Source organism: Vibrio sp. 10N.239.311.G01, assembly GCF_041465805.1.
Lineage (GTDB): Bacteria > Pseudomonadota > Gammaproteobacteria > Enterobacterales > Vibrionaceae > Vibrio > Vibrio crassostreae_C.
Window position 1 is genome coordinate 83142 of record NZ_JBFSRM010000012.1, and the last position, 14032, is coordinate 97173.

Sequence of the window (14032 nt, forward strand, 5' to 3'; positions counted from 1 at the left end):
GTGTAACCATGGCGATTAACAAAGTAATAGCAAGACCGACCATTTACACATTCACAGGCCAAGGGCGAATCTTTCAGCTTTTAAGCGGCGCACAAGTACACCTTCGTTTTCGTGGCATCGATGACACTTGGAGCGAAGAAGTTGATCTAACCGTTGGTGATTCACTCAAGTTCGACCGTGACTATTTCAACATTGAAATTAGCAGCGAATTTGAAACGGCTATTGAGTTCTATTCTGGCTTTGCCGATATGCGCCGAGCTAGAACCGATTTAACTCCAGTTGGAGCAACACAAATCAAGTCGAGAATGGTTCAAGTCGTCAAAGGCGAAAAGATGCTGATTGAAGCTAACCGCAACCGCCGAAGCTTAACAATAAAGCCTTTAAGCGGTGAGATTTACATCGGCGCGTTAAGTACTTCGATGAATGACAAAATGCCGGTTGAAGTTGGCGTTCCTTTACAGCTCGATGTGCAGGGGGCGGTTTACGCCCAAATCAGTCCGAACTTCGAACGTGACACTGTAGACGTTCGAATCATTGAGGAAATTAACTAATGACAGTGACGTATCAAGTTTTAAATATGGCTAACGGTGGCGGTAGTGAAAACCTACTGATTAACCCTCGCGGCAAGATTAACCAAGCCAACGAAAGTGACGGTGTATTAAGTGCCGGTCAATATTTTTGTGATGGTTGGAAAGCTGGCGCAGCTGGTGCCGAAGTGTACCGTGATGCTGACGGGTTCCGACTGATTAGCGGCTCAATTCTTCAACTAGTACCCAATAACCTAGATATTGGCCGCACTATCAAAGGCAATATGGACTCGATTTTGGGTAATCCAGCCATTCGTATTAACGGCGGTACAGATAGCGAATTATCAGACGACCAGCCCTATATCACGTTTGAAGTGTTTGGCAATAACTCAAAGTTCACTCGCTTGATTTTGGCAGAGTCTGAAGACTTACCCATCTATCAGCAATCATCTGATGAACTAACACCGTGTAAGCGCTTTTATCAAAGGGTTGAGCATAGAATGTACACGCATGCTTACAGTAGTACTTGGTATAACGCTGATGTGGTTTTTGAATGTGAAATGCATGCTACTCCCGCGCTAATGATTAACGTATCAGGTATTGGTGCAGGTGCTGACCGCGAGGTGGATACGGCTTATACGGGTAAAAACTTTAATAAAACGAAGTTTCATATGAGTAGTTCGTCTACCTCTTCTTATATTGATGGTTATATTGCAGACGCGAGGCTCTAGCATGAAATACACAAACCAAGACAAAAACGCAGTTATCTGTAATCACCCAACCAACGGCCAAGAATGGACAGTCCCTCGCGGTCACCGTTTTTGGAGTGAATTTGGGATTGACCAAGCCGAGCAGCGCGGAGAAATAGCCGATGCAGACCCGCAACCAGATCTTACTGTTAGCTAGTGCAGCCGCAGCCGGCGCACTGCTTTACCTTTACCGGAAGCAATCAAGCGATATAAACAACTATTCGCTTGATAACTTCCCTTTTCCATCCAGCAACAACGGGACGTTTGATATGGGAAAAATACTAGACCAGGCACAAAAGCCGCGTGGTATCCGAAACAACAACCCAGGGAACATTGAAGACAACGGCACACCGTGGAAAGGTCGCACCGGAAACGATGGGCGTTTTATCACATTCGATAAGCCTGAAAACGGCATTCGTGCGATAGCTCGAATCCTTAACACCTACTCCAATTCTCACGGTATCAACACACTTGAAACCATTATTTCAAGATGGGCACCACCAGTAGAGAATGACACCGAGTCTTATATCAAGCATGCAGAAAAAGAACTGAACGTCTCGCGTCATGTTCCTGTAGGTGAACAACACAAGGCCGCATTAATCAAAGTGATCATTGCACACGAAAACGGCCAACAACCCTATAGCGATAAGGTGATTTATGACGGTATCGCCGCAGCTTGAAAAACGTCTAATTGACTTAGGTTTTGTCGTGGTTGGTGGCTTAACTGTTTGGTATCTAACACAAAAGATAGGTACACACCTGCAGAAGACAGCCAGCAAAGCGACACAACCCGTAGGTGAACTACTCAGTGACCTAACCGCCGGCTTAAACGGTTGGGAAGCGGTGGAGCTTTCCCCCTTAATGATTCGTGACAGCTATCTGAATGATGATTACACCCTCACCCCAGAAGCAAGCGCGACACTTTGGAAAATTGACCAGTATTACCCGTTAATGCTGAAAATCTTCGGGTATCAAGGCGGCACAATGAACGCCAAATATCACCCACTAATCAACGTACCTATACAGGGCTAGAACAATGAAAATACAACCATCAACAATAAAAGGCTTAACACTCTTACTTTCGACCGTTGCCGCGTTCTTTGGATATGGAAACCTATTCAGCGCAGAAATTACCGACCAAGGTTTAGAACTTGGTGGCGTGATTGGTGCAGCCGTTCCCGTAGTTGTCGGCGTTTATGAAGTCGTACGCGATGAAGTGAAAGATTCAAAGCGGCTTATAGAAAAGGCAGGTTAACGGATGGAATTTCAACTAATCAACATATTGCGAGAATGGGGACTAACCCCTCAGATTGTGATCCTTGCGTGGCTGATGTGGTCTAACTTAAACACACTCAAAAGCAACCTATCGAAGACAACCGAACTATTAACCGGCTTAAACAACCGTGTAACCGTTCTGGAGGTAAAAAAGGATGAACATTCCAACTAACTTCGCGGTCGATGTGAACACACCAGAACCCGTAACAGTGAAAATAGACGTAACAGAGCGAACCATTATCCTCGTGTCTGTTGTCGCTGTCATAGCTGGCGCAGTAGTCATTAAGCTTAAGAAATAGCAGGGCATGTGCCCTGCTTTTTAAGTTTAAATCGTCTCTTTTTTTTTCGCCTAAACTGAATCACATTCGAAGTCATATCAAGACTCATCTTGATATCTAACTCCATCAAATCAAACGCTGTAAGCTCTCGCCCTCCGGGAGTGTAAAGCACATCACCCCGAATCTTAAAACCTCGCCACGGCTTAGACGTGGGTAAATATCCCCTATGCATCACCAGAAGCAAGCGAACCACCGACAACGGCCAATTCCCCTTGCTGATCCAGTTCTTAACCGTCTGAGGTGTTACACCGAAGTATTCCGCCGCTTCATCGTGGCCGTCGAAGTGCCACAGCAACAAGTCATTAATCTGGTTGATGTATAGGCCGTTATTGAATAGCTCGTCCTTTAACTTATTTTTCATGTGATCTTTGTCTCATTCTTATAAATGGGACGAAAATCATATTTTTCGTAGGGTTTAGTGACAATCTTCATAAGAGCTTCATATATACAAATATTTAAGTTTGTGAGTGACTTATAAGTTGTCTATCAAATGCATAGTGTTAATTTAAACATTAGTGTAACTAATTGAACATAAACAGGCATAATACGCAGTTAATAATACGTGTAGTTAATTCTAAAGGTAGTATTCTCATCTTTTGTCCTTAAAATCCTTGTTCCAACTGACTCTCACGCTTCTTGCGCCGTTCAGAGTTTTCTTATCGCATTTGAAATCTAATAATTATATGTACGGCCAGCGTCTACACAATTCAATCTTCATTCAGAAAATCTAATTGACGCGAAACTTTGTCCGTCTGGTTTAACTTATATGCCACTTCTCTGTTTGCACTAACGGTTCGCTGCGCTGTGTGCAATTCTTGTAAGCATTGCTGTTGTTTCTATTCCAGATTTCACACACGCGACCAATGTTTCTTATCAACTGCACATGCTTAGCTCTCGTTTAAATCCATCAACTAATATAGTTCGTGTGTCTTATGTAGACCCGCACACAGATTTTTCAAACCTTCTTAACGATTCTCTCTAGAGTTAGTACTTTGTGTTCAGTTTGCATAGATTCATTACACTTATTGCTGGTACACAACACCGATACTTGAGAGATCCATAATCACGGTTTGCCCTGAAATTACGTTCAATTGGACTTAGGTAGCTTTGGTAATAAACCTAAGAGTTACTTTAAACCCATTGCGCTTAGTTTTTCTTTACTTGTTTTCTCTAACTGATATGCCTGCTTTGAAGTCGCAATGGTGTTACCGCCTGAGATTAGAAAGCTTATAATGTTTATCGACACATGTAATCAATAAGTAAAGTGACACTGTAGCTAGCTGTACAGGTAAAGCTTGGTCCTATGGAACACAAAATAAAGAACCCAAATAATAACTGTATATTTACACAGTTAAATTATTATCCCCTTAAAAACGTTACCTTTCGTATAAATACCGAACAAAAACAACGCTATTTAGGCATATATCTGTCGCTGGGCGCGTATTTTTGCCTAGCAATCACGCTAGTGTCGTTGATCTCTTTTAATACGCTCATGGATAAGAACTACATCATCACACCTGACAGATAGCCTACGCGCGTAAATACGGACAGAGACCACGATGGTGGCACCGTAGGCTCATTACATAAGTCAGAAGATGGAATTGAGTTACAGTGTGACTTCGAACAAACCTATAGCTTACCCTTCTGTGAAATTGAGTTCGTTATATCGACCCAAAATAAAGGGCTCGATCTCTCAACGTTCGATTCGGTCACCATCAATATAGAATATGAAGGTCAAGAGGAGCCAAGGTTTCGATTCTACATACGTAACCACGACGACAACTACAGCGCTCAAAGCGACCCTATTTCTAACAAGTTCTATCGCTTAGACTTATCATTCCCCAATAGAAAACACATCAATTTAGCATTCTCAAATTGATACGCGCCGCATTCCTTAATCGACTTCTACACAACACCTTACGCCTCGTAAGCTTTTTAAATACTTATTCTGTAAAGCACATATGTGGCAACGAAGCTTGCTCTAAGCGATGGTAAGCCATTCGCGATATCGGTTTTGAACATTACCGCTGTGGATTGTCTCGCCCTGTTCTTCGATGAAATCCTCATTTGTCTGCTTCTGAACATTCATGGATTCTCATCCGTTCAAAATACAAGTCACAACGTCACTAGCCGTAAAAAACGCCATATATTTAATGACTTAGGCGTGGTGACACAAATGCTGACACCCAAAGTGGTGATTGTTTTACTTTCAGGTCTTGCTGTAATTTAATTACAACCCAAAGCCAAGTAAAGCCTGAGAAGTTAATTACTCTGACGTAACTTGTTGAATAAAAAGTATTTAAGAGTTTTGGACAGGTCGGGATTTAGAGAAACTAAAGAGTAGGTATGTACGAGATAATATACTAGAGGGTAATATGTTTAGTTATAGTGCACTATCGTATTAAAAAAGAAGGGCTGATGCCCTACTCTTCTTTATTACTCATTTCTTCACGGATTTGCTCAGCAACGATTTTGATAGCTTGTGCTGTGCTGATGCCTTGGGTCATCATTTCTTGAATTCGTTCAACAGCTTTCTGTTGTTCTTCGTGAGAAAGGGTTGGTAAGTCGTTTAGCATGCTCTGCTCCTTTATTTAGGAGCAGAACTATATAAGGACTGTTAGTAACTAGCAAGGAAATTGATGGATGCACCCATTGCATTTTCATTCGTGTAGTTAGCACTTAGATCTAGCTGAAACAAGTTCAATGGCGAGATACCAACACCAGCTGTCACTGTTCCTTCTGAATCAGAGTAAGCCAGGTTCTTGTAATACCCTCCCCTTAGCTTAAGCTGACGTAACAGGTCGACTTCAGTACCAACACGAATCATCTGTTCGTTGTCTTCGAACGAAGTAAACTTCTCTGCTTCATTCAAATCATAATCAACACTCAACGTAAAGTAATCAGAAACGATCCCCGCACCAACAGTGTAGACCGGCCCCAGGTTATAAGAATGACTCGATGTTACTGTTCTTGTAGCCCCTGTGCTGCTTGTTAGCTGTTGGCTAACGGATTTAGTTTCAATCTCACGGTCTATAATATTCGTTGCAGAAAAACCCACTCTAAATGGGCCGTAAAACCAAAGCGCACCTGCATCAATATTAAATGTAGTTTCCGCGGTGTCGTTTTCTCGAACATCACTTAGATCGTAGTTTTGTGCCGAGGCAATGTAGTTATACGTATAGATTCTTTGGAGTTTTGGAGAAATACCAAACGACAAATGTTGTCCCATGAACGTTTGATATTTTGCTAATGATATACCAGCTTCCATAATGCCAATAGAAACAGCTTTAACAGCAGTTAACTCAGCATTAACCAAGTCACTATTAGCAGCGTCACTAGATGTATCAGGGGTTACAAATGATTCAGTGTATGCTTTTGCAAATACGTTTGCTGCAATATACTGATTTGGTAGAGCGAATGCTACAACACCACCTAAATCAACATTCAGGCTATCACCATTAAGAGCATCTAGATCAGAACCAGTCACAGTACCTGACTCAATGCTGTCAACTAAATTATCGATATCATCAACTAAGTTATTAGGGTCATTATAATTACCGCCAAAACTTGGCGTGATCATTCCCATGTCATCATTACGACGATAAATCGCAACAAGTGCTGGGTTATAGAATGGAGCAGTTAGGAAGTTTGCTGAAACAACACCAACACCACCCATCGCATCACCACGCGCTTCAATGGCGTAGTTTGCTGCTGAAAGAGGAAGACTGGCGAATGCAATTGACGCTGCGAGTAGTTTTGTAGTTTTTTTCATGCCGTTTATCTTTGTTAGATCCCTTACATAGTTAACGGCACAATTTTAAATTACTTTAACTCTTCTTCGCTAGAAATATCATAAGTTTTACTGATAGTTTGTGCTTGTTCTATCGCTATGTCGCCTTGCCAGCGTGAATGCACCATTGAAACCGCTAAAACATAGCGATCATTAGGAAGTTCTTCACCAGTAAGGTTCATTGGATAATCAGATTCGTAGCTCTTGCCCCAGACCTGTTCATAGTGTTCATCAACGTAATCGTACAAACCGATTTCGAGCTTAGGGAGCGGACAATAAGGATTGAGTAGTTCTTTTTTATCGATTCGCCACGTGTCTTTTGATGCCCAACGAACTTGCTGACGAAAAGCAACGTCACCAAGAATAATCCAAGTACTCCATGAATTACCGCCATCGCCTTTCACACTTAAACGATACAGGCCTGACTCAAGTTGAGATGCTAAATTGTAACGCTTGCGGTATAGGCTCACCGATGCGTTGTTTACCACTTCACTGTCTTTGGTTAGCTCACTGTCCGATGAAACAATCTTATCGACCCATTTCTCGAAGGTAATATCTTGAATGTTGTTTTCGGATTCAACATCAATCGATACGCGAAAAGTATCTCGGCCAGGGCTTTGAATGATGTGTCTTTTAACGACGACTGAACTGATCCAATCTGGGAGTGTTTTTCTGGTGAGGGTTTTACCACAATCTTTGTTCAATGCTTGATCGAACAGCTCATTGAGGTGATCTTCTCGTGATTGAGAAGAGTTGATTTGCCAAACTTCCACTAGTGAATCAAACATCTGAGGTAAGTCATTATCCAACAGGTGTTTATGAACTTGAGTTAGAGTATCACTACTCTTAAACCAATCCGCAGCTTGCGCGGTATTCACCACGCAAGACAACATTAATAGTGGAAGTAAGGCTTTTTTCATTACGCTTTCATCTTGTAACCAACGCCACGCAGCGTTTCGATTTCTAGACCCGGCAGTTTCTGTCTTAGTTGCAGAACGTGCGTGTCTACCGTACGTGTTGTTGGGAAATGGTTGTAACCCCATACATGGTCAAGCAGCTCATCACGAGTGAATACACGGCCAAGGTTGCTTGCCAAAAATAGCAGTAGGTCAAACTCAGTACGCGTTAGGGTGACTTCCAGTTCATTGAAAAACACTTCACGTGTCGCTTTATCGATAACTAGATTTTGAGCCATCACTTTTGATGCATCTTGATCTTCAGCATCAGGCAGGCGTAACTGCGCGCGAATTCGAGCAAACAATTCAGCTTCAGCGAAAGGCTTAGTTAGATAGTCGTTTGCACCTGAGTCTAGGCCCGCAACTTTGTCTTTTACTGTGACGAGAGCCGTTAGCAAAATAACTGGGATGTCTTTCTTTTTCTTCCAACCTGGAAGTGAATCTACTGAGTCACCATCAGGAAGTTGACGGTCTAGAATCACTAGGTCCGCTTGTTCCCAGTAGCCTTCAACTTCAGAGATCAGTTCTGCATGCAAACATTCATATCCAGCTTGCTCAAGGCTAACTAATAAACCGTCAGCTAAATTTTTATCATCTTCAACGAGAAGCAATGTCTGTTTCACAAGGTATCTCCAAAATAAATGTTGTTGGGGGGCCGATAAGCGTCATGTGACCGCCCATTTTTCCGACCATAGATTCCACTATCGTCAGACCTAAACCGAGTCCACTCTTACTTACGAATGGCTTTCTTAGTTGCCCCCAATCTTTGCGGGACAAGTCTCCATTATCTATAACTTTGAATGTCAGCTTCTTGTCAGAAGTATTCAGTTCTAGTATCACTGGTGCGACACCGTATTTCACGGCGTTTCTGATCAGGTTGTCGATGCACGTTCCTAACCAATATACGTTTATTTTTGCAGCAATATCTTTGTTTACACGGAGTTCAATACCCGGTGCAAATTCTTCTTCAACTTTGTATTGAAGCCACTCTTCAACGCTTGGTACCCACTCTGTTGCGAGCGGTTGGTTGTCTGATTGCAAATAGTCTTTACTTGCTTCTGCCAACTGTCTTAAACGGCGTGTATCTTCACACAGCCTACGAAACTCATCATATACTGATTCTGGTAAGTGTTCGAACTCGCGTCTGAACCCTTCAACCGTCAATGACAAACTTGCAATCGGCGTTCTTAATTCGTGCGTTAGGATTTGAAGCACCAGCATGCGGCTCTTCATCTCTTGTTTCTTACTGTTCCAACGGTAAACCGCCCAACCTAAGACAAGCATGATGTTGGCAATAACCAAGATAAACATGGCGACTTGCAGAAGCTCTGAATGATCTTCTATTTCCCAACACACATTACCACGCTGGACAAAACAGCTTTTACCTTCTGAAGACAAGCTAAACGATAACCCAGCAAGCGTGGCATTTTCGTTCCAGACTGATTTTTTATACAGGTAATATCTGTAGCCGCGTTTTACCCACATCTCATCAAGCTCAACAAACATACTCGCACCCGCTAACAGCGCGGTGATTGCTTCGCTATCCATTTGTTGCAAGCGAGACAGTAGTTCATCGTGTTCGGTGTTTGGTCGCTCTTGAATATGCATAAAGCGCTTCAGAGAGTCGAATTTTTCTGGGTACTTCTCAACGTATCGTGCCGCATAAGAACCGCCGCCAGGGTGAATCAAACCACTACGGCTAAACCAACGGTCAGAAAGCTTGGTGCCTTTACACATTGCACGAGTAAAAACTAAAGGCTCAGTAATCAAAGGGCTTAACGGCAGTTTACCACTACAGGTTTTTGATAACTGGTACAAGCGCTGAATGTCTTTTAACGGGTACTCTGCTGTTTGTGGCAGCATAGAAGACGGCATGATCAAACGTGTTGGATAATCAGCCTGTAGCACTCGAATATCGTAAGATTCGATTGCCGTTTCATGATCAAAGAGTTTGGTGAAATTATCGATACGCTCAGGTAAAGAGTCAGCAAATGCGTTTGCAGACACAGACAACGTAGCGATAAGAAGAGTAAATGTTCTTTTGATGATCACAAACCAACGCAAATTCATATAGATCAGCCAAATATATACCATTCGCTATCAAAGATAAATTTTTAACCGCATGAAAAACATTGAGAATGGCGAGCTACAGAGATAAAGGCCAATATATTACGGCCACATTGTACATACGTACTAGTAGGCTGATTGGCAAGCCAAACCTCAATTGCGACAAGTTTTGCATCAGGCTTCGTCAACTTCGTATCAACTGAGATCACACATAGAGTCGCTTTCGTAAGATAAAAAAAGGAGCTCAAATGAGCTCCTTATCGAGTTGTTACAGATTGTTTAGAGGTGATCTCTATAGATGTTCTAAGATACTTAGACAACTCTTTTTAGCATCGCCAAACAGCATCTGCGTGTTCTCTTTGAAGAACAGTGGGTTTTGCACACCGGCGTAACCTGTGTTCATCGAACGCTTGAATACGATAACATTCTGAGCGTTCCAAACTTCAAGTACTGGCATACCAGCAATTGGGCTGTTTGGATCTTCAAGTGCTGCAGGGTTTACGGTGTCATTCGCACCAATTACCAATACAGTATCTGTCTCATCGAAGTCATCGTTGATTTCGTCCATTTCTAGAACGATATCGTAAGGCACTTTCGCTTCAGCAAGCAGTACGTTCATGTGACCCGGTAACCTACCAGCAACTGGGTGGATACCAAATCGAACATTAATGCCCTGCGCTCGTAGCTTCTCAGTGATTTCATGCACTGGGTATTGTGCTTGAGCTACTGCCATGCCGTATCCAGGAGTGATGATTACTGACTTAGAGTTTTTCAGCATATCAGCCACATCTTCAGCTGATGTTTCGCGGTGTTCACCTTGCTCTTCATCGCCATCAGACACAACCACTTCTTGGCCGAATCCACCAGCAATAACACTAATGAAAGAGCGGTTCATCGCCTTACACATAATGTAAGACAGAATCGCACCCGACGAACCAACCAATGCACCAGTTACGATAAGCAGATCGTTTGCAAGCATGAAACCTGCCGCTGCTGCTGCCCAACCAGAGTACGAGTTAAGCATAGAGACAACTACTGGCATATCTGCGCCGCCAATCGATGCCACTAAGTGGTAACCGAATGCGAATGCGATAAGCGTCATCACCATTAGCGCGAACATGCTGCCGTCCGCTTTAACGAACATGATCATCAGTAGTGTAGAAACTACGATAGCCGCTAGATTCCACTTGTGCTTATGAGGGATGTTCAATGCAGACGAAGAGATAACGCCACGAAGCTTTCCAAACGCAACAATAGAACCCGTGAACGTCACCGCACCGATAAACACGCCAAGGAACACTTCCACTAGATGGATAACGTGCTCTGCATGAATATCTGCAGGGTTGATAGAAACAGCAGCAGGTGGATCGATGTAGCTGTTGTAACCTACAAGTACTGCAGCCATACCTACGAAGCTGTGCAGAATTGCAACCAGCTCTGGCATTTCAGTCATTTCTACTTTTCTTGCGTAGTGGATACCAATACCACCACCGATCACCATAGCAATGATGATCCACACAATACCAGCAGAGTGAGGGCCAAAGATCGTTGCGATCAACGCGATTGCCATACCCGTGATACCGTAATAGTTACCTGCACGCGCAGATTCCTGTTTCGATAACCCAGCCAAGCTCATAATAAAAAATACAGCAGCAACAATATAAGCTGCTTGTACTAATCCTTCAGACATCTGTTACTCCTTAGTCTTTACGGAACATTTCAAGCATACGTTTGGTCACGGTAAAGCCACCAAAGATATTGATACTTGCAATTAATACGGCAATAAATGATAAGAACGTGACGACGCCACTTCCTTGCCCGATCTGTAACAGTGCACCTACTACAATGATGCCTGAAATCGCGTTAGTCACGGACATCAAAGGCGTATGCAGAGAATGGCTTACATTCCAAACTACGTAATAACCCACCACACAAGCGAGAACAAAAACGGTAAAGTGAGATAAGAACGCAGCTGGAGCAACCGAAGCTACCCAAGCGAATGCACCAACAGCTACCGCCATACCCGCCACTTTCTTAATTGGAGAAACAGGTTCTTCAACTTTAGGCTCTGGTTTGGCCGCTTTTGGCTTAACTTGTTGTGGTTGAGCTGAAACTTGAATTGGTGGAGCTGGCCAAGTGACCTCGCCCTCTTTAACCACAGTAACACCACGCAGAACAACATCTTCAAAGTCGATTTTGATGTTGCCATCTTTCTCTTTGCAAAGCAGTTTCAGAAGGTTAACTAGGTTCGTTGCATACAGTTGAGATGATTGAGTCGGCAGTCGACCAACCATATCAGTGTAACCAACCACCTTCACACCATTAGCCGTTGTAATGACTTGATCCGCAACCGTGTATTCACAGTTACCGCCATTGGCCGCCGCAAGGTCTACAATCACACTACCTGCACTCATGCTGTCTACCATCTCTTTGGTAATCAGCTTCGGAGCCGGGCGACCTGGAATCAGCGCCGTTGTAATGATGATATCAACGTCTTTTGCTTGAGCTGCATAAAGCTCTTCCGCTTTCTTATTGAATGCTTCAGACATCTCTTTTGCGTAGCCGTCACCAGCACTGGTATCTTCCTTGAAATCCACTTCCAAGAATTCAGCACCCATCGACTCAACTTGTTCTTTAACTTCAGGACGAACATCGAATGAACGAACGATTGCACCTAAGCTACCCGCAGCGCCGATTGCCGCTAGGCCAGCAACACCAGCACCTGCAACCAGTACTTTTGCTGGCGGAACTTTACCCGCAGCCGTAATCTGACCCGTGAAGAATCGACCAAACTCATGCGCCGCTTCAACAACAGCACGATAACCCGCGATGTTTGCCATAGAACTCAATGCATCTAACGCCTGAGCTCTTGAAATTCGTGGTACAGAATCCATCGCCATCACGTTGATGTTACGACTGGACAATTGTTCCATTAACTCTGGATTTTGAGCAGGCCAAATAAAGCTGACCAATGTTGCGCCATCTTTAAGAAGATCGATTTCATTTTTAGACTCGTCAACGATCGGAGCGTTAACTTTAAAGATAATATCGGATTTCCAAGCTTCATCTGCGGTGACAACTTTTGCTCCAGCTTGTTCATAAGCTGCATCTTCAAAACTTGCTAACGCACCTGCTTGTGATTCAACACAAACTTCAAATCCTAATTTTAGAAGCTGTTCTACCGATTTCGGCGAAGCAGCGACTCGCGTTTCACCTGCGAGCGTTTCTCTTGGTACACCAATTTGCATAGCTATTCCTTGACTATTGGCACGAATGACTTATTCGTTTGTATCTAACGACAACTAATACTTCAAGCGTTTTGTTCAAAGAACAGGAAAAGTTATTACTTATAACGATTTGGACGGAATTTGAGCGCTTCATTCGGATAAATGACGACCGTCTCGAACCAAGAGGTCAAACCACTTGCAAATAATCCTTTTAATAACAACTCACTAGCTGTTCTTTATCCATAAAACTAAAAAGAGCTTTCAGCATATACACTGAAAGCTCTCTAAATTATGACCAACATCAATTCTAACCCTAATTGGTTAGCTAAATATATTGTCGCCCATTTGGTCGATGAACATCTGCGATTTTTTGAGCATCAATTCATCGGCATCTTGTTTGTTTGAAACAACATCTGAACGAATAAAACGGTGAGTTTTGATTTCACCATCGAATTCTTTCTCGATTCGCCCAGCAACACGGTATTGACCAGATTCTGCAATGGCATCTTGATAGATATTGAAACCCTTATATTCGACTGGCTCAATCTCTACTTTTTGTTCGGTTTTTTCTTTGCCACCAAATAATCTAGAAAAGAATCCCACGTTTTTTTACTCCTTAAATGACCGTATTCACCCTAAACTATCATGACTGTTTACGGTTCAACAACGGCTTTTCATACCATTGCAATTCTACGTCATCGTCAAAATTGTGTTGACTAAATATAACAGGCACATTGTCGTCACGTTCACGTCTTCGATCGTCAATAATCATACTTTCTGCATTTTTGACCGCGATCTCACTATTGCGTTTATAGAGCACCAATTTGTCTTCTGGCAATGCTGACAGAAAATCGATATCAAAACGAATATAGATAGGTTTTAGCTGGCCCAAAGCCAAGCACGCGAGATCGGCCAACTGTTCGTTGGTATAACTAGACACATATTCCTCGGTAGCCAATACATGACCGACCAGAGTTTCCATATAGTTATGTACATCAACACTAATTTGCATACCACACCTCCATTTGTAGCGGTTTTTCTAGTCGCAGTCGTTTCTAAAGTCACTTGAAACCATGCAATTCCTAATAGCTTTCTATAACTCA

Annotated in this window: 18 protein-coding genes and 1 pseudogene; 9 read left to right on the forward strand and 10 right to left on the reverse strand. The window is 42.9% G+C overall.

Going from position 1 to position 14032, the window contains the following annotated elements; translation table 11 throughout:
- Positions 1-8 precede the first annotated feature (8 nt).
- The 7 genes from AB6D06_RS11735 (at position 9) to AB6D06_RS11765 (ending at position 2850) form a co-directional block, all read left to right on the forward strand.
- On the forward strand, positions 9-551 hold the full coding sequence (locus AB6D06_RS11735) for a hypothetical protein (RefSeq protein WP_372110280.1): 543 nt from the start codon (positions 9-11) through the stop codon (positions 549-551).
- Entirely contained in the window at positions 551-1258 is a 708-nt protein-coding gene (locus AB6D06_RS11740; RefSeq protein WP_372110282.1) for a hypothetical protein, read from the forward strand. Before AB6D06_RS11735 ends, AB6D06_RS11740 begins: the two co-directional genes overlap by 1 nt.
- A gap of 1 nt (position 1259) precedes the next feature.
- A complete protein-coding gene (locus AB6D06_RS11745; protein WP_372110284.1) occupies positions 1260-1433 on the forward strand; it encodes a hypothetical protein in 174 nt (57 codons plus the stop codon).
- Positions 1399-1956 carry a structural protein P5 gene (locus tag AB6D06_RS11750; RefSeq protein ID WP_372110285.1) on the forward strand — a complete coding sequence of 186 codons (558 nt, stop codon included), beginning with the start codon at positions 1399-1401 and terminating at the stop codon, positions 1954-1956. Before AB6D06_RS11745 ends, AB6D06_RS11750 begins: the two co-directional genes overlap by 35 nt.
- A complete protein-coding gene (locus AB6D06_RS11755) occupies positions 1934-2308 on the forward strand; it encodes a hypothetical protein (protein ID WP_017112107.1) in 375 nt (124 codons plus the stop codon). The genes AB6D06_RS11750 and AB6D06_RS11755 overlap by 23 nt, the downstream gene beginning before the upstream one ends.
- A 4-nt stretch (positions 2309-2312) precedes the next feature.
- On the forward strand, positions 2313-2531 hold the full coding sequence (locus AB6D06_RS11760) for a hypothetical protein (protein ID WP_372110287.1): 219 nt from the start codon (positions 2313-2315) through the stop codon (positions 2529-2531).
- A 175-nt stretch (positions 2532-2706) separates the two neighbouring features.
- Complete coding sequence (locus AB6D06_RS11765) at positions 2707-2850, forward strand: hypothetical protein (protein WP_198594287.1); 144 nt, start codon at positions 2707-2709, stop codon at positions 2848-2850.
- On the opposite strand, the gene AB6D06_RS11770 is transcribed toward AB6D06_RS11765, so the two are convergent.
- Entirely contained in the window at positions 2840-3250 is a 411-nt protein-coding gene (locus tag AB6D06_RS11770; protein WP_017112104.1) for a DUF3653 domain-containing protein, read from the reverse strand. The two genes, AB6D06_RS11765 and AB6D06_RS11770, sit on opposite strands and share 11 nt — an antisense overlap.
- A gap of 1026 nt (positions 3251-4276) precedes the next feature.
- On the opposite strand from AB6D06_RS11770, the pseudogene AB6D06_RS11775 reads away from it, so the two are divergent.
- Together AB6D06_RS11775 and AB6D06_RS11780 are read left to right on the forward strand one after the other, a co-directional pair.
- Positions 4277-4765, forward strand: a pseudogene (locus AB6D06_RS11775) (GGDEF domain-containing protein); the annotation flags it as partial.
- Between the two features lie 87 nt (positions 4766-4852).
- A complete protein-coding gene (locus tag AB6D06_RS11780) occupies positions 4853-5119 on the forward strand; it encodes a hypothetical protein (protein ID WP_372110290.1) in 267 nt (88 codons plus the stop codon).
- A gap of 193 nt (positions 5120-5312) precedes the next feature.
- Here the strand turns inward: AB6D06_RS11780 and AB6D06_RS11785 are convergent, their stop codons facing one another.
- The 9 genes from AB6D06_RS11785 to AB6D06_RS11825 form a co-directional block, all read right to left on the reverse strand.
- Positions 5313-5465 (reverse strand): YoaH family protein, encoded by a 153-nt coding sequence (locus tag AB6D06_RS11785; RefSeq protein WP_004731009.1) that lies wholly within the window; start codon positions 5463-5465, stop codon positions 5313-5315.
- A gap of 41 nt (positions 5466-5506) precedes the next feature.
- Entirely contained in the window at positions 5507-6661 is a 1155-nt protein-coding gene (locus AB6D06_RS11790) for a conjugal transfer protein TraF (protein ID WP_017069084.1), read from the reverse strand.
- 50 nt (positions 6662-6711) lie between these two features.
- Positions 6712-7599: a DUF2861 family protein gene (locus tag AB6D06_RS11795; RefSeq protein ID WP_017082176.1), complete on the reverse strand. Its 888-nt coding sequence runs from the start codon at positions 7597-7599 to the stop codon at positions 6712-6714.
- Positions 7599-8258, reverse strand: coding sequence for a response regulator transcription factor VxrB (gene vxrB, locus AB6D06_RS11800; RefSeq protein WP_009845363.1), 660 nt, complete (start codon positions 8256-8258; stop codon positions 7599-7601). The genes AB6D06_RS11795 and vxrB overlap by 1 nt, the downstream gene beginning before the upstream one ends.
- On the reverse strand, positions 8233-9705 hold the full coding sequence (gene vxrA / locus AB6D06_RS11805; protein ID WP_065584951.1) for a sensor histidine kinase VxrA: 1473 nt from the start codon (positions 9703-9705) through the stop codon (positions 8233-8235). Before vxrA ends, vxrB begins: the two co-directional genes overlap by 26 nt.
- Positions 9706-9994: 289 nt before the next feature.
- Positions 9995-11392, reverse strand: a complete 1398-nt coding sequence (pntB, locus tag AB6D06_RS11810; RefSeq protein WP_017064580.1) for a Re/Si-specific NAD(P)(+) transhydrogenase subunit beta — start codon at positions 11390-11392, stop codon at positions 9995-9997.
- A 10-nt stretch (positions 11393-11402) separates the two neighbouring features.
- Positions 11403-12950, reverse strand: coding sequence for a Re/Si-specific NAD(P)(+) transhydrogenase subunit alpha (pntA, locus tag AB6D06_RS11815; RefSeq protein ID WP_371720917.1), 1548 nt, complete (start codon positions 12948-12950; stop codon positions 11403-11405).
- Positions 12951-13250: 300 nt separating this feature from the next.
- The gene (locus AB6D06_RS11820; RefSeq protein ID WP_004731023.1) at positions 13251-13532 is read right to left on the reverse strand and encodes an HlyU family transcriptional regulator; all 282 of its coding nucleotides are present in this window, start codon (positions 13530-13532) and stop codon (positions 13251-13253) included.
- Positions 13533-13572: 40 nt separating this feature from the next.
- The gene (locus AB6D06_RS11825; protein WP_017060104.1) at positions 13573-13941 is read right to left on the reverse strand and encodes a late competence development ComFB family protein; all 369 of its coding nucleotides are present in this window, start codon (positions 13939-13941) and stop codon (positions 13573-13575) included.
- Positions 13942-14032: the final 91 nt, after the last annotated feature.

Bases quoted from the DNA above. Each gene is read 5' to 3' on its own strand.
- AB6D06_RS11825 (WP_017060104.1), bottom strand. From the start codon at position 13,941: ATGCAAATTAGTGTTGATGTACATAACTATATGGAAACTCTGGTCGGT.
- pntB (WP_017064580.1), bottom strand. From the start codon at position 11,392: ATGTCTGAAGGATTAGTACAAGCAGCTTATATTGTTGCTGCTGTATTT.
- AB6D06_RS11745 (WP_372110284.1), top strand. From the start codon at position 1,260: ATGAAATACACAAACCAAGACAAAAACGCAGTTATCTGTAATCACCCA.
- vxrA (WP_065584951.1), bottom strand. From the start codon at position 9,705: ATGAATTTGCGTTGGTTTGTGATCATCAAAAGAACATTTACTCTTCTT.
- pntA (WP_371720917.1), bottom strand. From the start codon at position 12,950: ATGCAAATTGGTGTACCAAGAGAAACGCTCGCAGGTGAAACGCGAGTC.
- AB6D06_RS11755 (WP_017112107.1), top strand. From the start codon at position 1,934: ATGACGGTATCGCCGCAGCTTGAAAAACGTCTAATTGACTTAGGTTTT.
- AB6D06_RS11740 (WP_372110282.1), top strand. From the start codon at position 551: ATGACAGTGACGTATCAAGTTTTAAATATGGCTAACGGTGGCGGTAGT.
- AB6D06_RS11785 (WP_004731009.1), bottom strand. From the start codon at position 5,465: ATGCTAAACGACTTACCAACCCTTTCTCACGAAGAACAACAGAAAGCT.
- AB6D06_RS11770 (WP_017112104.1), bottom strand. From the start codon at position 3,250: ATGAAAAATAAGTTAAAGGACGAGCTATTCAATAACGGCCTATACATC.
- AB6D06_RS11760 (WP_372110287.1), top strand. From the start codon at position 2,313: ATGAAAATACAACCATCAACAATAAAAGGCTTAACACTCTTACTTTCG.
- AB6D06_RS11735 (WP_372110280.1), top strand. From the start codon at position 9: ATGGCGATTAACAAAGTAATAGCAAGACCGACCATTTACACATTCACA.
- AB6D06_RS11750 (WP_372110285.1), top strand. From the start codon at position 1,399: ATGCAGACCCGCAACCAGATCTTACTGTTAGCTAGTGCAGCCGCAGCC.
- AB6D06_RS11765 (WP_198594287.1), top strand. From the start codon at position 2,707: ATGAACATTCCAACTAACTTCGCGGTCGATGTGAACACACCAGAACCC.
- AB6D06_RS11790 (WP_017069084.1), bottom strand. From the start codon at position 6,661: ATGAAAAAAACTACAAAACTACTCGCAGCGTCAATTGCATTCGCCAGT.
- AB6D06_RS11795 (WP_017082176.1), bottom strand. From the start codon at position 7,599: ATGAAAAAAGCCTTACTTCCACTATTAATGTTGTCTTGCGTGGTGAAT.